Origin of the sequence: Mesorhizobium sp. WSM4898 (assembly GCF_029625845.1) — a bacterium.
In the GTDB taxonomy this organism is placed as follows: Bacteria; Pseudomonadota; Alphaproteobacteria; order Rhizobiales; family Rhizobiaceae; genus Mesorhizobium.
Map to the genome: position 1 here is coordinate 205,632 of NZ_JARTVQ010000004.1, position 23,229 is coordinate 228,860.

Here is a 23,229-nt window from a genome sequence, read left to right on the forward strand (position 1 = left end):
TCAGCCAATTCTCCCGACGAAGCACCCTACAGGCGGCAGCGCCAGCGCAATTTCTCCGAGAACACCGCCAAGCACGCCGGCGACGTCTACGGCAAGAACCGTTATCTCGACATCGCTGATCTCGGCCGGCAGCGTCCAGTTCGCCGGCTCACCAGCGAAGTTGAAGACGCATAGCAAGTTCTCGTTTTCGTGCTGACGGATGAAAGCAAGCACATCGCCCTCAGCCTCTAGGAACCGGATCGAGCCGGCGATCAGCGCCGGATGGCGCTTGCGCAAGGCCAGCATCGAGCGATAGGCGGCAAGGACAGAACCGTCCTCGCCCTCCTGCACATCGACCGCGCGGGCGCGATGCGACGGCGGTACCGGCAGCCAGGGCTTGCCCGCGGAGAAGCCACCAATTTCGGCCCCGGCCTCCCACACCATCGGGGTGCGGCAGCCGTCCCTGCCCTTCACGCCCGGCCAAAAACGGACGCCCAGCGGATCGCGCAGGTCCTCATAGGCAAGCTCGGCTTCCTCCAGCCCAAGCTCCTCGCCCTGGTAGAGGCAGATCGAGCCGCGCAGGCAGGACAGCAGCGCGATCGCGAATTTCGCCACCGCATCAGGATTTTCGCCCGGCTGCGTCCAGCGGCTGACATGGCGCATGACGTCGTGGTTGGAGAAGGCCCAGCAGACCCAGCCGTCGGCAACCGCGTTCTCGAACGCCTCGACGCAGCCGCGCACATGGGCGGCCGAGAATTGCGGGCCGAGCAGGTCGAAGGTGTAGCACATCTGCAATTTGTCGCCGCCGGAGGTGTAGGCGGCGAGCGTCTGCAGCGAGCGCTCCTCATCGCCCACTTCGCCGACGGCGGCACGGTCCGGATATTCGTCGAGCAACACGCGGAAGCGCTTCAGGAAATCGAGATTCTCGGGGCGCGTCTTGTCGAAGAGATGCTCTTGGAAGGCGTAGGTGGTTGAGGCGACGTTGGTGCCGGCGACGCTTGAAGCCAGCGGCGGGTTGTCGCGCAGCCAGCGGTCGTGGACATAGTAGTTAACGGTATCCAGCCGGAACCCGTCAACGCCGCGCTCCAGCCAGAAGCGCACGGTGTCAAGCACCGCATCCTGCACCTCCGGATTGTGGAAATTCAGATCCGGCTGCGCGGCCAGAAAATTGTGCATGTAGTATTGCCGGCGGGTGGCGTCCCACTCCCAGGCCGGCCCGCCGAACAGCGACTGCCAGTTGTTGGGCGCACTGCCATCCGGCTTGGCGTCGGCCCAGACATACCAGTCCGCCTTGGCGTTGTCACGGCTGGCGCGGCTCTCGACAAACCATTCGTGCTTGTCGGACGAATGCGAGATCACCTGGTCGATGATGAGCTTGAGGCCGAGCCGGTGCGCCTCGGCGACCAGCGCGTCGAAATCCTCCAGTGTGCCGAACATCGGATCGACATCGCGATAGTCCGACACGTCATAGCCCATGTCGGCCATCGGCGACTTGAAGAAGGGCGAGAGCCAGACGGCGTCGACGCCGAGCGAAGCGACATGGGCAAGACGCGACGTTACCCCCTTGAGATCGCCGCTGCCGTCGCCGGTCGTATCCTGGAAGGAGCGCGGATAGATCTGGTAGACCACGCAGCCGCGCCACCATTCGGCATTCCCACCAGCCATTACGGACCCTTCCCGGCGTGGGCGTTTCCGGCCGCCCTGCGCTCGATCATGAAATTGACGGTGCGGCCGGGCAGCGGCCGCGCCAGGTCGATCGCCTGCGTGTCGATCGCCGAACGCCACTCGTAGCCATGTCGCAGCGGCAAGGTGAAGACGCATTGGCGGCGGTCGCCATTGACCATGACGGCAAGGCGACCGCGCTGGCTATCGCCGAGGATCATGACGAGGCGGTGTCGGCCGGGGTCGTTCCAGTCGGCCTCGCCGAGCGGCACGCCGGTTTCGGTCAACCACTCGACGTCCGGGATTTCCATTCCGTCTGCAGCTTTGCCGGTCAGGAAATTCGTGTCGGATAACGGCGGAAAGGCACGGCGCAGTTGCGCAAGCGCTGCTGTGTACCGCTCCAGCGCCCGGTCGCGGCCGGCCCAGTCGAGCCAGGTGATGGCGTTGTCCTGCGCATAGGCGTTGTTGTTGCCCTTCTGTGTGCGGCCGAACTCGTCGCCGGCGGTCAGCATGATGGTGCCGCGCGAGGCAAAGAGCGTCGCAAGCAGCGCGCGCTGGTCACCGAAGCGGGCCTTGGCGATTTCGGCGTCATCGGTCTCGCCCTCGACACCGTTGTTCCACGACAGATTGTCATTGTGGCCGTCGCGATTGTGCTCGCCGTTGGCCGCATTGTGCTTCTTCTCATAGGCAACGATGTCGGCCAGCGTCATGCCGTCATGCGCGGCGATGAAATTGACGCTGCGGCTCACCGGCTGGCCCGCCCTGCCGAAGACATCGGAGGAGCCGGCAAGCCGCGTGGCTAAAGCGCCGATCGCGCCCGCGTCGCCGCGCCAAAAGCGCCGGACGTCATCGCGATAGCGGTCGTTCCATTCAAGGTATGGCGGCCGGAAATTGCCGAGCTGGTAGCCGGTCGCGCCAATATCCCATGGCTCGGCGATCAGCACGCGGTCGGCGAGCACGGGGTCGCCGGCGATGGCTTCGAGAAGCGGCGCCTCCGGATCGAACGTGCCGTCAACGCGGCCGAGCACCGGCGCCAGATCGAAGCGGAAGCCGTCGACGCCGGCATGGCGGACGAAATGGCGCAGCGTGTCGAGCACCATCCTCTGCACGACCGGGTGGTCGCAGGCGACGGTGTTGCCGGTGCCGGTGTCATTGGCCAGTCGGCCGTCCGGCATGTGCCGGTAATAGGTCCGGGCGTCGAGGCCGCGCAGCGACAGTGTCGGCCCGAGCCGGTCGCTTTCGCCGGTGTGGTTGAAGACGAGGTCGAGGATCGTGCCGATACCCGCTTCAGTCAGCGCCGCGACGGTATCGCGCAATTCGCTCAGGCCGCCCGGTGCCAGGCGGGGATCGAGCGCCATGAAGGTGACGGGGTTGTAGCCCCAGGCATTGTTCAGCCCCAGCGGCGGCAAATGGCGCTCGTCGATCGAGGCCGTGATCGGCATCAACTCGACGGCGGAAACGCCGAGACGCTTCAGATGCTCGACGACAGCCGGATGGGCAAGCGCCGCGATGGTGCCGCGCTGGGCCTCGGGGACGTCCGGATGCAGCATGGTGAAGGAGCGGACGTTGAGTTCGTAAATCAGGCCGCCGGGCCGGAACAGCGGCGGCTGGGGCGGCTGCGGTTTGGGCAGGGAATGAGCAATTGCCTTTGGCATGAGCGAGGACGTGTCGGCGCCTTCATTGCGTTTGGCGGCCAGCCTCCAGTGATATTGGTATGGACGATCGACCTCGACGGCATACGGATCGATGAGAAGCTTGTTCGGATCGAACCAGAGGCCGCGCTCCGGCGCATAGTCGCCGTCGGCGCGAAAACCGTAACGCGTGCCGTTCCCAAGGCCGGGGACAAGGAGTGCATGCACGCCCTCGCCTTCCGGGTTGAGTTCCAGCCGGTCGATCTCGCGCGCGCCGCTATCGTCGAAGAGCGAGACCCAAAGACGTCTGGCCGATGAGGAGCAAACGGCAAAGCGGATGCCTTCGGGAGTGATGCTGGCGCCGAGGGTCATGCGGGCCTCTCCCCTTCTCCCCTTGTGGGAGAACGTGGATCGGCGCGCAGCGCCGAGACGGATGAGGGGCGTTGGAAGGAAAGAGGCGTCGATGTTCTGGACACGGGTTTGCGCCAAGCTGGAGCACCCCTCAACCGTCCGAACTTCGCTCGGCCACCTTCTCCCACAAGGGGAGAAGGGGAAATCCTCACCACTTTCAAGTAATCACGCTCGGCTTGTTGCGACCGGTGTGGCTCTTGATGCCGGCGATGTCGTCGGCGGCGGCGATGAGGTCGGCGAGCGCTTCCTGCGTGTCGAGGTCATGCCTCGCCTTGTCGGGCTCGTAACGCTCGATATAGACGCGCAGCGTGGCGCCGGAAGTGCCGGTGCCGGAGAGCCGGAGCACGACGCGCGAGCCGCCCTCGAACAGGATCCTGATGCCCTGGTTTTTGCTCACCGAGCCGTCGACCGGGTCGTGATAGGCGAAGTCGTCGGCGCTGGCGATCTTCATGCCGCGCACGCTGGTGCCGGGCAGCGAGCCGAGCTTGGCGCGCAATACGTCGACCAGTGCGTTGGCGCGGTCTGTCTCGACCTCCTCATAGTCGTGGCGCGAATAATAGTTGCGGCCGTAGCTTTCCCAGTGCTTGGTGACGATGTCCTTGCAGCTCTCGCCCCGCACAGCGAGGATGTTGAGCCACAGAAGCACGGCCCACAGCCCGTCCTTCTCGCGCACATGGTTGGAACCGGTGCCGGCGCTTTCCTCGCCGCAGATCGTCGCCATGCCGGCGTCGAGCAGATTGCCGAAAAACTTCCAGCCGGTCGGCGTCTCGTAGATGCCGACGCCGAGCTTCTCGGCGACGCGATCGGCCGCTCGGCTGGTCGGCATCGAGCGGGCGATGCCCTTCAGGCCTTCCTTGTAGCCGGGCGCCAGATGCGCATTGGCGGCCAGCATCGCCAGAGAATCCGAGGGCGTTACGAAGATGCCCTTGCCGATGATCAGGTTGCGGTCGCCGTCACCGTCGGAAGCGGCGCCGAAATCCGGCGCGTCCGGCCCCATCATCTCGTCATAGAGATGTTTGGCATGGACCAGGTTCGGATCGGGGTGATGGCCGCCGAAATCGGGCAGCGGCTTGAAATTGCGGCAGGTCCCGGCCGGGGCGCCGAGCCTACGCTCGAGGATCTCCTTGGCATAGGGGCCGGTCACCGCGTGCATGGCGTCGAAGCGCATGCGGAAGCCATATTTGAAATTCGCGCGGATGGCGTCGAAGTCGAACAGGCTCTCCATCAGCTCGGCATAGTCTTTGACCGGGTCGAACACCTCGACCGTCATGCCGCCGGCTTGGAAGGTGCCGATCGTGTCGATGTCGACGGTGCCGATGTCGGCGATCTTGAAGCTCGAGATCGTCTTGGACTTTTCGAAGATCGCGTCGGTGATCTTCTCCGGCGCAGGGCCGCCGTTGCCGGCATTGTATTTGATGCCGAAGTCCTCGTGCGGGCCACCCGGATTGTGGCTGGCCGACAGGATGATGCCGCCAAAGGTCTTGTATTTGCGGATGATGTTGGACGCGGCCGGCGTCGACAGGATGCCGCCCTGCCCGACCATCACCTTGCCGAAGCCGTTCGCAGCGGCCATGGCGATGGCCGTCTGGATGACCTCGCGGTTGTAGAAACGGCCGTCGCCGCCGATCACCAGCGTCTTGCCCTGAAAACCTTCCAGCGCGTCGAAGATCGACTGGATGAAGTTCTCGGCATAGTGCTCCTGCTGGAAGACGGGCACCTTCTTGCGCAGGCCGGAGGTGCCGGGCTTCTGGTCGGTATAGGGTTTGGTAGGGACGGTTTTGATCATGCCTCAGGCAGCCCTTTTTGAAAGCAGCAAGCGATAGAGTTCGACATATTTCTCGGCGCTCTTGTCCCAGGAAACGTCGGCCTTCATGCCCTGGCGCTGGATCGAGGCCCAGGCGGCGGGTCTGGCATGCGCTTCGACCAGGCGGCGGATGGCGTGCAGGAGGGCGCCGCCATTGTTCGGCGCGAATTGGAAACCGGTGGCGACGCCTGCCGAAAGCGCCGCCTCGTTGGCGTCGATGATGGTGTCGGCGAGGCCGCCGGTGCGGGCGACGACCGGCACGCAGCCATAGCGCAATCCATAGAGCTGGGTCAGCCCGCAAGGCTCGAAGCGTGAAGGGATGACGATCGCGTCGCAACCGCCCTGCATGATGTGGGAGAGCGCCTCATCATAGCCGATGACGACGCCGACGCGGCCGCGATGCCGCGCGGCCCCGGCAAGCAGCGAGCCTTCGAGGCCGGCATCGCCCGAGCCCAGAACCGCCAGTCGTGCTCCGCGCTGAACGACGCCGTCGACCACGGCAGCCAAAATGTCCATGCCCTTCTGCCAGGTCAGACGGCTGACCACGCAGACGATCGGGCTGTCGTCAGGCTCGAGGCTGAAGCGGTCCTCCACGGCCTTGCGGTTCAGGTCGCGCGCTTCCAGCGTCTCGGCCGAATAGTTGGCGACCAGGTGCTTGTCGGTCGCCGGGTTCCAGATGTCGACATCGATGCCATTGACGATGCCGTAGAGGTCGACGGCGCGCATGTTGATCAGGCCGTCGAGGCCCATGCCGAATTCCGGCGAGCGGATTTCCTGCGCGTAGGTCGGGCTCACCGTGGTGATCGCCCAGGCGGCCTGCAGGCCGGCCTTGAGGAAGCCGACGCCGCCATAATATTCGACGCCATCGAGCTGCATCGCCACGCCCGGCAGGCCGAGCTCGCCGAAAATGCCGGAGCCGAACTGTCCCTGAAAAGCAAGGTTGTGCACGGTGATCAGCGACGGCACGCCGATCGCGTTGCCGTAGCGCATATAGGCGAGCGTCATTGCCGACTGCCAGTCATGGGCATGCACGAGGTCTGGCTGGTAGCCGGAGATCGCGCCGCCGGCGATGTCGCCGCCGACCTGGCTCAGCGCCGCGAAGCGCCGCCAGTTGTCGGGCCAGTCGGAGCCCGAGGCGGTACCGTAAGGCCCGCCCTGGCGGTCGAAAAGATGCGGCGCGTCGAGCACGAAGAGCTCGAGCTCGCCGATCTTGACGGCGTGAACCGAAGCCTTGCCGCCCTGCAGCAGCGGGTACTGATAGACGGCCTTCTTTTTCTTGAAAGCGTCCATCACCACCGGGTAGCCGGGGATGAGCGTGCGCATCGCCACGCCCTTGCTGGCGAGCGCGATCGGCAGGGCACCGGTCACGTCGGCAAGCCCGCCGGTCTTGATCAGCGGGAAGATTTCGGGCGTGACGGACAGAACCTGCATGCGCCTAAGATCCACGGCTAAAGTGACAGCTTGTTGATCAGACTGACAACTTGCCGATCAACCCTATCAGGTTGACAGCTTGTTGATCATATCCTGAGTGATCAGGCAGATGCCCTTTTCCGAAACGCGGAAGCGCTTGGCGTCGAGTGCCGCATCCTCGCCGACCACCAGCCCCTCCGGTATGTGGACGCCATGGTCGATGACGACGCGCTTGAGGCGCGCGTTGCGCCCAACCTGAACGTCGGGCAGCATCACCACTTCCTCGAGCTTCGCATAGGAATTGATGCGCGCGCCGGTGAAGATCAGGCTGCGGCGCAGCGATGCGCCGGAAACGATGCAGTCGCCGGACACCAGCGAGGAGATCGCCTCGCCGCGACGGCCGTCCTCGTCATGCACGAATTTGGCCGGCGGCTTCAATTCGGCATAGGTCCAGATCGGCCAATCCCGGTCGTAGAGATCGAGTTCGGGCGTGACATCGGTCAGGTCGATATTGGCTTCCCAATAGGCGTCCACCGTCCCGACGTCGCGCCAGTAAGGCTCCGACTCGTGCGAGGAGCGGACGCAGGATTTGGCGAAGCGGTGGGCGATCGCCTTACCGTGCTGGACGATGTAGGGGATGATGTCCTTGCCGAAGTCGCGGCTGGATCCTGGCTCGGCCGCGTCGCGGCGCAACTGCTCCATCAGGAACTTGGTCTTGAAGACATAGATGCCCATCGAGGCCAGCGCATGGTCCGGCTTGTCCGGTATGCCGGGCGGGTCGGCGGGTTTCTCGATGAAGGAGATGATGGTGTCCTTCTTGTCGACATGCATGACGCCGAAGCCGGTCGCCTCCATGCGCGGCACTTCGAGGCAGCCGACGGTGACATCGGCGCCGGCATCGACGTGCTGGCGCAGCATCAGCTCGTAATCCATCTTGTAGATGTGGTCGCCGGCTAGGATGACCATGTATTCGGGGCCATAGGCCTCGATGATATCGATGTTCTGGTAGACCGCATCCGCCGTGCCCTCGTACCACTGCGTTTCCGAGACGCGCTGCGAGGCGGGCAGGATGTCGAAGCTCTCGTTTCGTTCGGGGCGCAGGAAGTTCCAGCCACGCTGCAGGTGGCGGATCAGCGAGTGCGCCTTGTATTGGGTGGCGACGCCGAGACGGCGAATGCCGGAGTTGAGCGCATTGGACAGCGCAAAATCGATGATGCGCGTCTTGCCGCCGAAATAGACGGCGGGCTTGGCGCGCCGGTCGGTCAGCTCCTTGAGGCGGCTGCCGCGGCCGCCGGCCAGCACATAGGCCATGGCATCGCGCGCCAGCGGCTGGGTTCTCTTGATCTCTGCCATCGTTTGCCTCCCTCCTAAGCTGTCCGGACCTTTGCTTCATCCGCGACGAATTCCAGCATGATCGTCGACAGCGGCGGCAAGAGCATCGTCGCCGACGTGCCGCCCCCTTCCCCGCTCGCCACGATCATGCCGCCATTGCCCATGCCGGAGCCGCCATACTCGGCGGCGTCAGTGTTGATGATCTCGCGCCACTCGCCCGCCTTCGGCAGCGGCACGCGATAGTTCTCGCGCGGCACCGGCGTGAAATTGGAAATGACGGCGATCGGGTTGCCGTCCGGCGCGCTGCGCAGCCAGGCAAAGACCGAATTGTCGCGATCGTCGACGATCAGCCAGGAGAAGCCTTCCGGCTCGCAGTCGCGCGCATGCAGCGCCGGGCGCGAACGATAGAGGTAGTTCAAGTCCCGCACCGCCTGCCGGACGCCGCGGTGCGGGGCGTGCTCCAGCAGATTCCAGTCGAGCGCGCGTTCCTCGCTCCACTCGCGGCGCTGGGCGAATTCCTGGCCCATGAACAGGAGCTTCTTGCCCGGATAACCCCACATGAAGGCGTAGTAAGCGCGCAGAGTGGCGAATTTCTGCCAGTCGTCGCCTGCCATCTTGTGGAGCAGCGTGCCCTTGCCGTGCACGACCTCGTCATGAGAGAGCGGCAGCACGAAATTCTCGGAAAAAGCGTAGACCAGGCCGAAGGTGATGTCGTTGTGATGGTGCTTGCGGTAGATCGGCTCCTTGGAGAAATACTCCAGCGTGTCGTGCATGAAGCCCATGTTCCATTTGAAGCCGAAGCCGAGTCCACCTTCATGCACCGGCTGCGATACCTTCGGCCATGAGGTCGATTCTTCGGCGATCGTCATCACCCCGGGATGATGGCCGTAAAGCTCCTTGTTCATCTTCTGCAGGAAGCTGACCGCCTGCAAATTCTCGCGCCCACCTTTCTCGTTGGGAATCCACTCGCCCGACCTGCGCGAATAGTCGAGGTAGAGCATCGAGGCGACAGCGTCGACGCGCAAACCGTCGACATGGTATTTTTCGGCCCAGAACAGCGCGTTGTTGACGAGGAACGACACCACCTCGCGGCGGCCGAAATTGTAGATGGCGGTATTCCAGTCGGGGTGAAAACCCTGGCGCGGGTCGGCATGCTCGTAGAGCGCGGTGCCGTCGAACTTCACCAGCCCATGCTCGTCGACGGGGAAATGCGCCGGCACCCAGTCGAGGATGACGCCGACGCCGGCACGATGCGCGCCGTCGACGAAGCGGGCGAAGCCGTCGGGATCGCCGAAGCGCGCGGTCGGCGCATAAAGGCCGGTCGTCTGGTAGCCCCAGGACGGATCGTAGGGGTGCTCCGAGATCGGCAGGAACTCGATATGGGTGAAGCCGGTTTCGACCACGTAAGGAATCAGCTGCGCGGCGAGCTCGTCCCAGGTGAGAAAGGTGCCGTCATCGCGGCGCTGCCACGAGCCGGCATGGACCTCGTAGATCGAGATCGCCTCGCGCCGCGGATCGGCCTTCTGCCAGAAGCTGCGATGGGCCTCGTCGCCCCATTGATGCGCGATCGGCGGCGCCGTCACCGAAGCGGTCGCCGGGCGCAGCTCGGACTCGAAGGCGAACGGATCGGCCTTGAGGGGCAGGCGCACGCCGTCGGGACCGATGATCTCGAACTTGTAAGGCTGGCCGGCGCCGAGGTCCGGAATGAACAGCTCCCAGATGCCGGTGTCCTTGCGGTCGCGCATGGTGTGCCGGCGGCCGTCCCAGTCGTTGAAGGCGCCGACCACCGAGACGCGCCGGGCGTTGGGAGCCCATACCGCGAAATGCACGCCGGTGGTCCCCTCATGCTCGATGATATGGGCGCCGAGCTTGTCGAAGAGCCTCAGGTGTGAGCCCTCCGCCATGTAGTAGTCGTCCATCGGGCCCAGCACCGGGCCGAAGGAATAAGGGTCGGTCAGCCACCAGTCGCCGCCGGCATTCCTCGCGTGATAGCGCAACGGCTGACGCTTGCGGATCGAAAGCTTGCCCTCGAAGAAGCCGGCATCGTTGCTGCGCACGAGTTCCCCGGCTTCCTTGCCGGTGAGCGCATAGGCGGTGACGCATTCGGCATTGGGTACGAAGCAGCGGGCGACAAAGCCCTTGCCGGCGGCGTGCACACCCAGAATTGCAAAGGGATCGCCATGCGTTCCGGCGACAATGGCCGCGACATCGCCGGCTGGCGCCAGTCCGTCCGGCCCGCTTGTTGCAGCGGTCGCGCGCGGCTTCCTCATCAGGCGGCGTCCCTCCCTGGGAACTATTCTGGTTTGTGCATATGTTGGCCCAAAACGGCTAGGCACTTTTGGGCGACATGCACGTCCACGTTGTCGGCGACCTCATGCAATCACATCAGACAGGTACGTTCCAGATTTCTTTCGCGTATTGGCGAATGGTGCGATCGGACGAGAACCAGCCGACGCGGGCGACATTGCGGATGGCGCGCGCGTACCAGTCGGGACTGTTGCGCCAGACATCGTCGACCTCGCGCTGGCAGGCGGCGTAGGAGTCGAAATCGGCCGCCACCATGAACCAGTCGCTCTGATAAAGGCCGTTCATGAGGTCGCGGTAGCGGTTGGGATCGTCAGGCGAGAAGACGCCGGAGGAGATCGCCGACACCGCCTGCGACAACTCCGGCGAGGACGCGATCACGCCGCGCGGATTGTAGCCGTTGTCGCGGCGTTCGGCGACCTCGGCGGTGGTGAGGCCGAAGATGAAGATGTTGTCGTCGCCGACGCGCTCCTTGATCTCGACATTGGCGCCATCGAGCGTGCCGATGGTCAAGGCGCCGTTGAGGGCAAACTTCATGTTGCCGGTGCCGGAAGCCTCCATGCCGGCGGTCGAGATCTGCTCGGAAAGATCGGCCGCCGGCATCATCACCTCGGCGAGGCTGACATTGTAGTTCGGCACAAACACAACCTTGAGCAGGCCGCGCGTCGAGGGATCGCCGTTGATCACCCGGGCGACGTCGTTGGCCAGTTTGATGATGAGCTTGGCGTTGTGGTAGCTCGGCGCCGCCTTGCCGCCGAAGAATTTAACCCGCGGCATCCAGTCCCGCTCGGGATGCGAGCGGATCTGGTCGTAGAGCGCGATCGCCTCCAGAATGTTGAGCAATTGGCGCTTGTATTCGTGGATGCGCTTGACCTGGATGTCGAACAGCGCTGAAGGATCGAGCCTGATGCCGAGCCGGTCGGCGACTAGGTTTGCAAGCCTCACCTTGTTCTGGCGCTTCACGGCGGCAAACTTCTCGCGGAAAGCGGAGTCGCCGGCAAGAGGATCGAGGTCCTTGATCGCTTCGATGTCGTCCATGAAGCGGTTCCCGATCGCTTCGCGGGCAAGCGCGGTCAGGCCCGGATTGCACTGGATCAGCCAGCGCCTGGGCGTGATGCCGTTGGTCTTGTTGTTGATGCGGTCGGGATAGAGCTTGTGGAGATCGGCAAATACCGTCTCCTTCATCAGATCGGTGTGCAGCGCCGAGACGCCGTTGATCGAATGCGAGCCGACGAAAGCGAGATTGCCCATGCGCACGCGGCGGTCGCCATTTTCCTGGATCAGCGAGATGCGGGCGATCTGCTCGCCCGAGAATTTTCCGGTGGCCCGCGCCTCCAGGAGAACCTGGGCATTGATGGCGTAGACGATCTGCATGTGGCGCGGCAACAGACGCTCGAACAGCGGCACCGGCCAGCTTTCCAACGCCTCCGGTAGCAGCGTGTGGTTGGTGTAGGCGAAGGTGCGCTTGGTGATGTCCCAGGCAAGGTCGAAATCCATGCCGTGAACGTCCATCAGAAGCCGCATCAGCTCCGGCACGGCGACGGCCGGATGGGTGTCGTTCAGGTGGATCGCGGCCTTGTCGGGCAACGATCTCAGGTCGCCGTACTGGCTGAGATGCCGCTGGACGATGTCCTGCAGCGAAGCAGTCGAGAAGAAATATTCCTGGCGCAGCCGGAGCTCCTGCCCGGCCATGTGCGAGTCGGCCGGATAGAGAACGCGCGACAGCGCGTCCGCCTTGTTGCTTTCGGCGAGCGCGCCGATGTGGTCGCCGGCATTGAACTTGTCGAGCAGAATCGGGTCGATCGGCATGCCGGACCAGAGCCGCAGCGTGTTGACGCGCTTGGCGCGCCAGCCCGCCACCGGCGTGTCATAGGCGACTGCCAGCACATGCTCATTGGGCCTCCAGACATGGCGCTCCAGGCGGCCGTCCTTTGAGGTGATCGATTCCACGGAGCCGCCGAAGCCGACCTCGAAGGAACGTTCGCGCCGCTCGAACTCCCACGGGTTGCCGTGGTCGAGCCAGGTCTCCGGCAGCTCGACCTGCCAGCCGTCATGGATCTCCTGCCGGAACATGCCGTTGGCGTAGCGGATGCCGTAGCCGTGGGCGGGAATATCGACCGTTGCCATGCTTTCCATGAAGCAGGCGGCGAGCCGGCCGAGACCGCCATTGCCGAGGGCTGCGTCCGGTTCAAGGCCGGCGATCAAGTCGAGATCCACGCCGAGCGATGCCAGCGCCTCGCGCATGTTCTCCATCAGGCCGAGATTGGAGAAGGCGTCGCGCATCAGGCGCCCGATGAGGAATTCGAGCGAGAGATAGTAGACGCGCTTTTCCTGCTGGTCGTAGGCTTCCTTGGTCGCCTGGATCCAGTGATCGACGACGCGGTCGCGCACCACCTTGATCGAGGCGGTCAGCCAGTCATAGGGCGTTGCGACGGTGGTGTCCTTGCCGACCCGGTACTTGAGCGACATCAGGACTTCCTCGGCGAGCGTCCTGGGATCGGGGTGGTCGAGAGCGGGGGCTTCGATCGTCATGGCGGGTTTCATATCGCCTCTCGTTCGGTTGGCCTGATCATAGCGGCTTTCACCGTTTCTCCTACCCAGTTTGCCGCGCTGCAGCATATAATGTTAAATCGATTTAGGGCGGAGTGTCCATCCGATGCACCTGCGGCTAATTACCATGGTGGGGCGGAGATCAGGCCGCCAGCGCGTCCTCCGGCGGCTTCTTGGCGCCGGTCATGAGCGCGACGGCATCCGACATCGAAATCTGCTTCGGATCGACGACGCATAGACGCCGTCCAAGCCGGTGGATGTGGATGCGATCGGCAACCTCGAAGACATGCGGCATGTTGTGCGAGATGAGCACGATCGGCAGGCCGCGCTTCTTGACGTCGAGGATCAGCTCGAGGACGCGGCGACTTTCCTTGACACCGAGCGCCGCCGTCGGTTCGTCCATGATCACCACCTTCGATCCGAAGGCGGCGGCGCGAGCCACGGCGACGCCTTGGCGCTGGCCGCCCGAAAGCGTCTCCACCGCCTGGCTGATGTTCTGGATGGTCATCAGGCCGAGTTCGGTCAGCTTGTCGCGGGCGCGCTTTTCCATCGCCGGACGATCCAGCATGCGGAACCAGCTGCCGAGCGGACCCGGTTTGCGGATCTCGCGGCCGAGAAACATGTTGTCGGCGATCGACAGCGCCGGCGACAATGCCAGGTTCTGGTAGACGGTCTCGATCCCCGCCTCGCGGGCCTCGATGGGCGATTTGAACTGGACCTGCTTGCCGTCCAGCTCAATCACCCCTTCATCGGGATGCACGGCGCCGGAGATCGCCTTGATGAGCGTCGACTTGCCGGCGCCGTTGTCGCCGATCACGGCCAGGATTTCTCCCGGGTAGAGATCGAAGTCGCAGTTGTTGAGCGCGGTCACGCGGCCGTAGCGCTTGGTCAGACCGCGCGCGGTGAGAACAGCCTGCTGGGTCATGGTTACACCGAAACCTTTCTGATCCACTGGTCGATCGCCACGGCGCCGATAATCAGGACACCGGTGAGCAGCACTTTCCATTGCGGGTCAGCGCCCAGCATGTTGAGGCCCATCGAGACGACGCCGACGATCATGGCGCCGAACAGCGTGCCGAGGATGGAGCCGCGGCCGCCAAAGAGCGAGATGCCCCCGATCACGGTCGCGGTGATCGCTTGCAGATTGTAGTCGGTGACGGCGGCGGACGGCGAGATCGAGCCGTTGCGGCCGATCGACACCCAGGCAGCGAAGGCGGCGATCAGACCGGCAAGCGTATAGACGGCCATCAGCACAGACTTGGTCTGGATACCGGAGAGTTTCGCCGCTTCCGGGTCGTCGCCGACGGCATAGACATGGCGGCCCCACGCCGTGTGGTTCAGCACATACCACAAGAGCAGCACCAACAGGACCATGGCGATGACGCCGGCCGTCAGCACGGCGGAGCCGACCCTGAAGCTGAGCGCGAAGAGATGCAGCAGCGGCGCCTGAGCGTCGACATCGGCGTCGCGGATCGTCTCATTGGCCGAGTAGATGAAATTGGTGGCCATGACGATGTTCCAGGTGCCCAGTGTCACGATGAAGGGCGGCAATTTCATATAGGCGACCAACAAGCCGTTGAGCATGCCGCAAACCGCGCCTGCGCCAAGCCCAAGCACCACGGCCAGGATTGTCGGCATGCCGTAGGTGATGGCGCAGTTGCCCATGACCACCGCCGAGATGACCATCACCACGCCGATCGAAAGATCGATGCCGGCGGTCAGGATGACCAGCGTCTGGGCAGCCCCCAGGATGCCGACGATGGCGATCTGCTGCAGGATCAGCGTCAGCGTGTAGGACGAAAAGAAGCGGCCGCCGATGGCAACGCCGAAGATGATGACCGACAGCACCAGCACGATCAGCGGCACCGCCGCCGGCGTGGAGTGCAGGAAATGCTGGGCGCGCTTGACGAACGACTTGCCGTGCTCGTCGAAGGCCGCGACGCTGGAGTCGCTGCCCGAAAGTACCTTCTCGAATTCCTGAATCTGAGACATGTATCCTCCCGTATGCGCACAGCCTTCTCATTGCTGCGCGCGCCGTCGACGCCTCTTCCGGTCTGCCGCCAGGATTGTCCGCGCTTGACGAAGGCGCATCGTCCACCCGATGCGGCCGGGGATCAAGCCCCCAGCCGCAAGCTTTGTGAACCGTCAGAGCGTCAGCCCCAGCACTTGGCGAGGCCTTCCTTGGTGTCGATCGACTTGACGCCGTTGGCCGGCTTGTCGGTGACGAGATTGACGCCGGTGTCGAAGAAGTTCTTCCCTTCGGTCGGCTTCGGCTTCGTTCCGTCCTTGGCAAATTTGGCGATCGCCTCGATGCCGAGCGCCGCCATCTGCAGCGGGTACTGCTGCGAGGTGGCGCCGATAACGCCCTCGGCAACCGACTTGACGCCCGGGCAGCCGCCGTCGACCGAAACGATCAGCACCTGCTTTTCCAGACCGACGGCCTTGAGCGCCTGGTAGGCACCGACTGCGGCCGGCTCGTTGATGGTGTGGATGACGTTGATGGTGTTGTCCTTTTGCAGGAGGTTTTCCATCGCCTTGCGGCCGCCTTCCTCGTTGCCGTTGGTCACGTCGTGGCCGACGATGCGCGGATCGTCTTCGTCGCCGATCTTGTTGGGATCCTTCACGTCGATGCCGTAGCCCATCATGAAGCCCTGGTCGCGCAGAACGTCGACGGTCGGCTGCGAGGGAGTGAGGTCGAGGAAGCCGATCTTGGCGTCCTTGGCCTTGTCGCCGAGCGTGGCGGCGGCCCAGGCGCCGATCAGCTTGCCGGCCTCCAGATTGTCGGTGGCGAAGGTCGCATCGGCAGCGTCGATCGGATCGAGCGGGGTGTCGAGGGCGATCACCAGCAGGCCGGCGTCACGCGCCTTCTTCACCGTCGGCACGATGCCCTTGGTGTCAGAGGCGGTGATCAGGATGCCCTTGGCGCCGTCGGCGATGCAGCTCTCGATCGCCGCGACCTGGCTCTCGCTGTCGCCATCGATCTTGCCGGCATAGGTCTTCAGGTCGACGCCGAGTTCCTTGGCCTTGGCGGTGGCGCCTTCCTTCATCTTCACGAAGAAGGGATTGGTGTCGGTCTTGGTGATCAGGCAGGCGCCGACGCCCGCAGCCGATGCGGACGAGGCGAATGCGAGCAGGCCCAGCCCGGCCGCCGCGAATACGGTGGACTTCAGCAGCGATTTCTTGGTCACGATTTCCTCCCAATGGAACCATTCCGGACGCCGGCCAACCCGGCGCCTCGAGCGCATCCAACCATTTTTCCCAGCGTGGACGCCACCCCAAAAGACACCAGTCCGCATCATCTGTCAATAATTAAATCACTCTTATTTATTATTGACAGACTTGCGCTGTTCACTCATTCTGAACGAAAAGCCAGTGTGGGGAAACCGACGGGAGGAACAGGGTGGAGACCGGCATTGCGAGGCACGGTTCGCCCGAGGCTCTGGAGAGCCGGCTGCATCGCGGCACGAACCAGAGCGGCATGCGCGACCACAATGAAAGGCTGGTTCTGTCACTGGTGCGCCAGCATGGCAGCCTCGCCAAATCCGACATCGCGCGCATGACCGGGCTGTCGGCCCAGACGGTATCCGTCATCATGCGGGAGCTGGAAGAGGACAAGCTGCTCGTGCGCCAGGCGCCGCTGCGCGGCAAGATCGGCCAGCCGTCGATCCCGATGGCGCTCAATCCGGAAGGAGCTTTCTTCATCGGTCTCAAGATCGGCCGCCGCAGCGCCGAGCTGGTGCTGATCGACTTCCTCGGCAATGTGCGATCGATGCTGCAGAATTCCTATCGTTATCCGGCGCCGCGCGAGACGGTGGAGTTCGTCGGCGCTGGGATCAAACAAATGCGCGGCGAGCTGACACCGGCGCAGGACAAGCGCATCGCCGGGCTCGGGATCGCCATGCCGTTCGAGCTTTGGAGCTGGGCCGACACAGCCGGCGCGCCGCGCGAGATCATGGATGAATGGCGCCATCGCGACATCCGCGCCGACATCCAGTCCCAATGCGACTTTCCGGTCTATCTGCAGAACGATGCCACGTCCGCTTGCGGGGCAGAGCTCGTCTTCGGCCAGGCAGGCGCGGCGCGCGACTTCGTCTATTTCTATATCGGTGCCTTTGCCGGCGGCGGCATCGTGCTCAACGGCCGCCTGTTCGGCGGGCCGACCGGCAATGCCGGCGCCCTGGGTTCGATGCCGGTGCCCGGGCCGGACGGCAAGCCGACACAGCTTATCGATGTCGCCTCGATCGCCATGCTGGAAAAGGCGCTGAGCGCCAAGGGCATCGACGGCTCCTATCTGTGGACCTCGCCGCAGGAATGGGGCGAGATCGGCGCCGAGCTCGACGACTGGATCGCAAGTGCTGCACAAGCGCTGGCCTATGCGATCGTTGCCGCCTCGTCGGTCATCGATTTCGAGGCCGCGGTGATCGACGGCTGGATGCCCCTCGACGTGCGGCGGAGGCTTGTCGATGCGGTGACGGACGCGATCACCGGTATCGACGCCGAGGGGCTGAAGCTGCCGGTCGTACGCGAAGGAACAGTCGGCATCCATGCGCGGGCGCTTGGCGGCGCCAGCCTGCCGCTTTCCGAACGCTTCCTGATCGGACCGACGACGATTTCCAGGAGCGCCTGACCATGCTGATCGGCATTCCGTCGCTGCTCGGCCCGCAGCTTCTGGCGACGCTCAGGGCCATGGGCCATGGCGACGAGATCGCCATCGTCGACGGCAATTATCCGGCCGAGGAACAGGCGCGCAGGCTGATCCGCGCCGACGGCCATGCCGTCATTCCGGTGCTGGACGCCGTTTTGAGCGTGCTGCCGGTGGATGCGGCGGTGCCGGAGGCCCTGTTCCGCGCCTCGGTCAAAGGCGATCCGGCGCTCGCCGATCCCGTGCATCACGAGATGGAAGCGGTCTGCGCCAAACGCGCGCCGGGGCACAAGGTGATTGCGCTGGCGGGGGCCGACTTCTATGCACGCGTCAAGGCCGCGCATGCGATCGTCGCGACCAGCGAACCCAGGCTTTATGCCAACATCATCATCCGTAAGGGCGTGATCCATCCGCCGGAGACCGAGACACAATGATCCTCTGCTGTGGCGAAGCCCTGATCGACATGCTGCCGCGCACGACAGCGGAAGGCGAAGCGGCCTTCGCGCCTTATGTCGGCGGAGCGGTGTTCAACACGGCGGTCGCGCTCGGACGGCTGGGCGCTCCGGCAGGCTTCTTCTCAGGTCTCTCCTCCGACCTGTTCGGCGGCCAGCTCCGCGAGGCGCTGGGAGCCAGCAAGGTGAGCTCGACCTATGCGCACACCTCGCCCAAGCCGACCACGCTCGCCTTCGTGCGGCTCACCGATGGCCAGGCGAGCTATACGTTCTACGACGAGAACACCGCCGGGCGCATGCTCGCCATCGAGGACCTGCCGAAGCTCGGCGCCGAGATCGAGGCGATGCTGTTCGGCGCGATCAGCCTGATCTCGGAACCGGCGGGATCGGCCTATGAGGAGTTCATGCGGCGCGAGCGCAACAGCCGGGTGATGATGCTCGACCCCAACATCCGGCCGAACTTCATTCCGGACAAGGCCAAGCATCTGAGGCGCATCCGCGAGATGATGGCGATGGCCGACATCGTCAAACTGTCGGACGAAGACCTCAACTGGTTCGACGAAGCGGGCTCGCACGAGGAGGTCGTGCGCAACTGGCTTGACCGCGGTCCCAGCCTGATCGTCGTCACCCATGGCAGCGAAGGCGCCGTCGGCTACAGCAGGGAGCACAAGGTCACGGTGGTGCCGCGGAAAGTGAAGGTGGTCGACACCGTCGGCGCGGGCGACACCTTCAATGCCGGCATCCTTGCCTCGCTGCACGAGCAGGGTCTGCTCACCAAAGCAGCGATCGGCGGCCTCTCGGAGGAAGCCATCCGCAGCGCGCTGGAGCTTGGCGCCAAGGCGGCCGCCGTGACGGTATCTCGGGCCGGCGCCAACCCGCCATGGCGGCACGAAATCGCCTGATCGGCTGACCGGTCCCGCCGGCGATCCGTGCCCGAGCGATCACTTTATGTTTCGAAGGGCCGGAACAGCGCGACAAGAGCCGCTTCGAATACGCTTGGAAGCCCGGATTTCCGGCTTCTTCTGGCAATGCGCAGGCAAAAAACGGTAACAGGCTGCGACACTTGCGCAATTCGCCCTGGCCATGGGCGGCTTTTTCAGCCGTGGCAAGTCTGGTACCAGCGGGCCGGTTTACTGGCAGCTTCTGAGGCCGACATGCAGTTCATCGATCTTGGCGCGCAGCGCGAACGAATCCGCGACCGGCTGAAGGCCGCGATCGACACGGTGGTCGAAGACGGCCGTTACATCCTCGGCCCGCAAGTCGCAGAATTCGAGAACAAGCTCGCGGCTTACATCGGCGTCAAGCATGTGGTGGCCTGCGCCAACGGCACCGATGCGCTGCTTCTGCCGCTGTTTGCGGCCGGCATCGGTCCGGGCGATGCCGTGTTCGTGCCAAGCTTCACCTTCGCCGCGACGGCCGAAGTGGTGGCGCTCGCCAAGGCCGAGCCTGTCTTCGTCGACGTCGATCCCGACACCTACAACATCGATATCGCCAGCCTCGAGGCGGCGATCGACATGATCAAGAAGCAAGGAAGGCTGAAGCCGAAGGCGATCATCCCGGTCGACCTGTTCGGACTTGCCGCCGACTACGAGGCGATCATGGCGATCGCAAAGCGCGAGAGCCTGCTGGTGATCGAGGACGCCGCCCAGTCGATGGGCGGCTCGGCCGACGGCACGATGTGCGGCGCCTTCGGCCATGTCGGCTCGACCAGCTTCTATCCGGCCAAGCCGCTCGGCTGCTACGGCGATGGCGGCGCGATGTTCACCAACGATGCTGCGCTCGCCGACAAGCTGCGCTCCTTCGCCTTCCACGGCAAGGGCGAGACGCAGTACGACAACATCCGCGTCGGCATCAATTCCCGCCTCGACACGCTGCAGGCGGCGATCCTGATCGAGAAGCTCGCCATCCTCGAGGAGGAGATGGTGGCCCGCCAGGCGGTCGCCGACCGTTACGCCAATGGGCTTGGCGACATCGTCAAGGCATCACGCAATCTCGGCCACGGCCGCTCGGCCTGGGCGCAATATGCCATCGAGACGCCGAAACGCGACGGGTTGAAGGCCCATCTCGGCGAACAAGGCATCCCGTCGGTCATCTATTACGTGAAGCCGCTGCACGAACAAATCGCCTACCGCGATTATCCGCGTACGCCGACCGGTCTTGCGGTTTCGGAGAAGCTGCCGAAGCAGATCCTCTGTCTGCCGATGCACGCCTATCTCAGCGAAGCCGACCAAGACAAGATCGTCGAGACGATCCGCAATTATATCGGCTCCAACTCGGCGCAGGTCGCGGCTGCCTAATCTCGGCCCTTGAGCGGGAGATTAAACCTCCACGCCCTTCCCCGTCGCAATGAAATACGGGTTGGCGAAATCCGTGTCAGTGGCCTGGTTGCGTTTGCCGTAGACGAGCGGCTGGCCGTCCAGCGTGCGGGTCATGCCGCCGGCGGCGCGCAGCACCGCATCGCCAGCGGCCGTGTCCCATTCCATGGTGCGGCCGAAGCGCGGATAAACGTCGGCCTCGGCGGCGGCGAGCAGGCAGAATTTCAGCGACGAGCCTATCGAGACGATTTCGGTGGCGCCGAGATCGCGGATGAAGGCTTCGGTTTCCGGCGTGTTGTGCGAGCGGCTGGCGACGACGGCGAGCGGCGTGCCGCCTGCCCGCACGGTGATTGGCCGACGGCCGGCGATACGATAGTCGCCGTCGACGTCGATCGCTTCCGCCGTCCCCGCCCGACCGGAGAAGAAACGTCCTGTGCAAGGCGCGAACACGACGCCGACTTCCGGCACGCCGTGGCGCACCAGCGCAATGTTGACGGTGAAATCGGTGCGGCGGTTGACGAATTCCTTGGTGCCGTCGAGCGGATCGACGAGGAAGAAGGCACCGTCGAGGTCGGGCGTGGCAATACCCGCCGCAACCTCCTCCTCGGCGACGCAAGGGATGTCCGGATAAGCGGCGCGCAGGCCGGCCAGGATAATCTTTTCGCTTTCGCGATCCGCTTCCGTCACCGGCGAAGAGTCGGACTTGCTGTCGACGGCGCAGCCTTCGTGGAAAACGCGCATCACCGCGCGGCCGGCATCGAGCGCGAGGCGCTCGAACACGCCAAGCATTGCCGCGTCGTCAGATGCCGCCGCCATCGTCATACTGCTCTTCGGCAACGTCGCGCTCTGTCAGCCAGTGTTCCAGGGCTTCCGCCATCTCCTCGGGCGTCCTGCCGAGAGTCTTGAGGTGGATCTCGGGGTTCTCCGGCGTCTCGTAGGGAGAATCGACGCCGGTGAAGTTCTTGATCTCGCCGCTCAAGGCGCGGGCGTAAAGGCCCTTCGGGTCGCGGCGGGCGCATTCCTCGAACGGCGTGTCGACGAACACCTCTACGAATTCCCCCTCGCCCATCAGCTCGCGCGCCATGCGCCGCTCGGCGCTGAAGGGCGAGATGAACGAGACGATGACGATCAGGCCCGCATCGGCCATCAGCTTGGCCACTTCGGCGACGCGGCGGATGTTTTCGACGCGATCCGCGTCAGTGAAGCCGAGATCGCGGTTGAGGCCGTGGCGGACATTGTCGCCGTCGAGGATGTAGGTGTGGCGGCCGGACGCGAACAGCTTCCTTTCGAAGAGATTTGCGATGGTCGACTTGCCGGAACCGGACAGACCGGTGAACCAGAACACCGCCGGGCGCTGGTTCTTCAGGTCGGAGCGGCCACGCTTGCCGACGTCGAGCGATTGCCAATGGATGTTTTCGGCGCGGCGCAGCGAATGCAGGATCATGCCGGCGCCGACGGTGGCGTTGCTGATGCGGTCGATCAGGATGAAGGCGCCGGTCGTGCGGTTCTCGGCGAAGGGATCGAAGGCGATCGGCGCCCGGGTCGACAGGTTGCACACCCCGACCTCGTTGAGGTCGAGAGACTTCGCCGCCTCATGCGCGAAATCGTTGACGTTGACGCGGTATTTCAGATCGGTGACGGTCGCGCTCACCTGATCCGTTTCGGTGCGCAGGATATAGGACCGGCCGGGCAACAGGGCCTGCTCGTCGAACCAGACCAGATTGGCGGCGAACTGGTCGGCGACCTGCGGACGTGCGGCCGGTGATACCAGCATGTTGCCGCGCGAAACCTCGACCTCGTCCTCGAGGACGAGCGTGATGGCCTGGCCGGCAACAGCCTGCTCAAGGTCGCCGCCATGCGCGACGATGCGCTTGACCCGGGAGGCCCTACCCGACTTGGCGACCACGACCTCGTCGCCTTTGGAAACGGAACCGGATGCAATGGTTCCGGCAAAGCCGCGAAAATCGAGATTGGGACGGTTCACATACTGGACGGGGAAGCGGAACGGCAATTCGATCGCCGCCTCGTCGACAGACACGGTTTCCAGATGCTCGATAAGCGACGGCCCGGAATACCAGGGCGTTCGCTCCGAGCGGCTGGTGACATTGTCGCCGAAGCGCGCCGACATCGGAATCGGCACGATACTGTTGAAGCCTAGGCTTTGCGCGAAGTCGCCGTAGTCGGCGACGATCCGGTCGAACACGGTCTTGTCGAAGCCGACGAGGTCGATCTTGTTGACGGCAAGGACGATGTGGCGGATGCCAAGCAGCGAGGCGATGATCGAATGGCGCCGGGTCTGGCGCAGCACGCCCTGGCGCGCATCGATCAGCACGATGGCGAGGTCGGCGGTCGAAGCGCCCGTCGCCATGTTGCGCGTGTATTGCTCATGGCCGGGCGTGTCGGCGACGATGAACTTGCGCTTCGGGGTGGCGAAGAAGCGGTAGGCGACGTCGATTGTGATGCCCTGCTCACGCTCGGCCTCCAACCCGTCGACGAGCAGCGCGAAGTCGATGTCGTCGCCGGTGGTGCCGTGCTTACGAGAATCGTTCTCCAACGCGGCGAGCTGGTCCTCGAAAATCTGCTTGGTATCGGACAGCAGCCGGCCGATCAGCGTCGACTTGCCGTCGTCGACCGAGCCGCAGGTGAGAAAGCGCAGCAGCGATTTCTTTTCCTGCGCGGCCATGTAGTCGCGGATCGAATCGGTCGGGGCGAGGCTCGTGGCCAGGATGTGGCGCAT

The 23,229-nt window shown here is 64.3% G+C and carries 16 protein-coding genes; 4 read left to right on the forward strand and 12 right to left on the reverse strand.

Annotated features, from left to right (window positions below):
• The 10 genes from P9228_RS20330 to P9228_RS20375 all read right to left on the reverse strand — a co-directional run bounded on the left by P9228_RS20330 (nt 1) and on the right by P9228_RS20375 (nt 16,271).
• A complete protein-coding gene (locus tag P9228_RS20330; protein WP_095800239.1) occupies nt 1-1,644 on the reverse strand; it encodes an alpha-glucosidase family protein in 1,644 nt (547 codons plus the stop codon).
• The gene (glgX, locus tag P9228_RS20335) at nt 1,644-3,644 is read right to left on the reverse strand and encodes a glycogen debranching protein GlgX (RefSeq protein WP_278055207.1); all 2,001 of its coding nucleotides are present in this window, start codon (nt 3,642-3,644) and stop codon (nt 1,644-1,646) included. The genes P9228_RS20330 and glgX overlap by 1 nt, the downstream gene beginning before the upstream one ends.
• Before the next feature lie 196 nt (nt 3,645-3,840).
• Complete coding sequence (locus tag P9228_RS20340; RefSeq protein ID WP_278055208.1) at nt 3,841-5,469, reverse strand: alpha-D-glucose phosphate-specific phosphoglucomutase; 1,629 nt, start codon at nt 5,467-5,469, stop codon at nt 3,841-3,843.
• A gap of 3 nt (nt 5,470-5,472) precedes the next feature.
• The gene (glgA, locus tag P9228_RS20345; protein WP_067327923.1) at nt 5,473-6,918 is read right to left on the reverse strand and encodes a glycogen synthase GlgA; all 1,446 of its coding nucleotides are present in this window, start codon (nt 6,916-6,918) and stop codon (nt 5,473-5,475) included.
• Between the two features lie 66 nt (nt 6,919-6,984).
• Entirely contained in the window at nt 6,985-8,250 is a 1,266-nt protein-coding gene (gene glgC, locus P9228_RS20350; protein WP_067327922.1) for a glucose-1-phosphate adenylyltransferase, read from the reverse strand.
• 14 nt (nt 8,251-8,264) lie between these two features.
• The gene (glgB, locus tag P9228_RS20355) at nt 8,265-10,499 is read right to left on the reverse strand and encodes a 1,4-alpha-glucan branching protein GlgB (RefSeq protein WP_278055211.1); all 2,235 of its coding nucleotides are present in this window, start codon (nt 10,497-10,499) and stop codon (nt 8,265-8,267) included.
• Nucleotides 10,500-10,614: 115 nt separating this feature from the next.
• Complete coding sequence (locus tag P9228_RS20360) at nt 10,615-13,077, reverse strand: glycogen/starch/alpha-glucan phosphorylase (protein WP_278055213.1); 2,463 nt, start codon at nt 13,075-13,077, stop codon at nt 10,615-10,617.
• Between the two features lie 148 nt (nt 13,078-13,225).
• Entirely contained in the window at nt 13,226-14,008 is a 783-nt protein-coding gene (locus tag P9228_RS20365) for an ATP-binding cassette domain-containing protein (RefSeq protein ID WP_066997791.1), read from the reverse strand.
• A gap of 2 nt (nt 14,009-14,010) precedes the next feature.
• Nucleotides 14,011-15,075 carry an ABC transporter permease gene (locus P9228_RS20370; RefSeq protein ID WP_066997793.1) on the reverse strand — a complete coding sequence of 355 codons (1,065 nt, stop codon included), beginning with the start codon at nt 15,073-15,075 and terminating at the stop codon, nt 14,011-14,013.
• A gap of 161 nt (nt 15,076-15,236) precedes the next feature.
• Entirely contained in the window at nt 15,237-16,271 is a 1,035-nt protein-coding gene (locus tag P9228_RS20375) for a sugar ABC transporter substrate-binding protein (protein WP_066998169.1), read from the reverse strand.
• A 212-nt stretch (nt 16,272-16,483) separates the two neighbouring features.
• Between P9228_RS20375 and P9228_RS20380 the strand changes: the two genes are divergently transcribed.
• From P9228_RS20380 to P9228_RS20395, 4 genes are all read left to right on the forward strand, one after another.
• Nucleotides 16,484-17,710 (forward strand): ROK family transcriptional regulator, encoded by a 1,227-nt coding sequence (locus P9228_RS20380; RefSeq protein WP_095781659.1) that lies wholly within the window; start codon nt 16,484-16,486, stop codon nt 17,708-17,710.
• 2 nt (nt 17,711-17,712) lie between these two features.
• Nucleotides 17,713-18,159: an RbsD/FucU domain-containing protein gene (locus tag P9228_RS20385; protein WP_067327918.1), complete on the forward strand. Its 447-nt coding sequence runs from the start codon at nt 17,713-17,715 to the stop codon at nt 18,157-18,159.
• Nucleotides 18,156-19,079 carry a carbohydrate kinase gene (locus P9228_RS20390; RefSeq protein ID WP_278055217.1) on the forward strand — a complete coding sequence of 308 codons (924 nt, stop codon included), beginning with the start codon at nt 18,156-18,158 and terminating at the stop codon, nt 19,077-19,079. The genes P9228_RS20385 and P9228_RS20390 overlap by 4 nt, the downstream gene beginning before the upstream one ends.
• Nucleotides 19,080-19,331: 252 nt before the next feature.
• On the forward strand, nt 19,332-20,474 hold the full coding sequence (locus tag P9228_RS20395; protein WP_095823761.1) for a DegT/DnrJ/EryC1/StrS aminotransferase family protein: 1,143 nt from the start codon (nt 19,332-19,334) through the stop codon (nt 20,472-20,474).
• Nucleotides 20,475-20,495: 21 nt separating this feature from the next.
• Here the strand turns inward: P9228_RS20395 and cysQ are convergent, their stop codons facing one another.
• Nucleotides 20,496-21,281, reverse strand: coding sequence for a 3'(2'),5'-bisphosphate nucleotidase CysQ (cysQ, locus tag P9228_RS20400; protein WP_278055475.1), 786 nt, complete (start codon nt 21,279-21,281; stop codon nt 20,496-20,498).
• Nucleotides 21,282-21,291: 10 nt separating this feature from the next.
• Nucleotides 21,292-23,229 carry a sulfate adenylyltransferase subunit CysN gene (gene cysN / locus P9228_RS20405; protein WP_278055220.1) on the reverse strand — a complete coding sequence of 646 codons (1,938 nt, stop codon included), beginning with the start codon at nt 23,227-23,229 and terminating at the stop codon, nt 21,292-21,294.

Bases quoted from the DNA above. Each gene is read 5' to 3' on its own strand.
- glgA (WP_067327923.1), bottom strand. From the start codon at position 6,918: ATGCAGGTTCTGTCCGTCACGCCCGAAATCTTCCCGCTGATCAAGACC.
- P9228_RS20370 (WP_066997793.1), bottom strand. From the start codon at position 15,075: ATGTCTCAGATTCAGGAATTCGAGAAGGTACTTTCGGGCAGCGACTCC.
- P9228_RS20385 (WP_067327918.1), top strand. From the start codon at position 17,713: ATGCTGATCGGCATTCCGTCGCTGCTCGGCCCGCAGCTTCTGGCGACG.
- P9228_RS20330 (WP_095800239.1), bottom strand. From the start codon at position 1,644: ATGGCTGGTGGGAATGCCGAATGGTGGCGCGGCTGCGTGGTCTACCAG.
- cysN (WP_278055220.1), bottom strand. From the start codon at position 23,229: ATGCGCCACATCCTGGCCACGAGCCTCGCCCCGACCGATTCGATCCGC.
- P9228_RS20390 (WP_278055217.1), top strand. From the start codon at position 18,156: ATGATCCTCTGCTGTGGCGAAGCCCTGATCGACATGCTGCCGCGCACG.
- glgB (WP_278055211.1), bottom strand. From the start codon at position 10,499: ATGAGGAAGCCGCGCGCGACCGCTGCAACAAGCGGGCCGGACGGACTG.
- glgX (WP_278055207.1), bottom strand. From the start codon at position 3,644: ATGACCCTCGGCGCCAGCATCACTCCCGAAGGCATCCGCTTTGCCGTT.
- P9228_RS20340 (WP_278055208.1), bottom strand. From the start codon at position 5,469: ATGATCAAAACCGTCCCTACCAAACCCTATACCGACCAGAAGCCCGGC.
- P9228_RS20395 (WP_095823761.1), top strand. From the start codon at position 19,332: ATGCAGTTCATCGATCTTGGCGCGCAGCGCGAACGAATCCGCGACCGG.
- P9228_RS20360 (WP_278055213.1), bottom strand. From the start codon at position 13,077: ATGAAACCCGCCATGACGATCGAAGCCCCCGCTCTCGACCACCCCGAT.
- cysQ (WP_278055475.1), bottom strand. From the start codon at position 21,281: ATGCTTGGCGTGTTCGAGCGCCTCGCGCTCGATGCCGGCCGCGCGGTG.
- glgC (WP_067327922.1), bottom strand. From the start codon at position 8,250: ATGGCAGAGATCAAGAGAACCCAGCCGCTGGCGCGCGATGCCATGGCC.
- P9228_RS20365 (WP_066997791.1), bottom strand. From the start codon at position 14,008: ATGACCCAGCAGGCTGTTCTCACCGCGCGCGGTCTGACCAAGCGCTAC.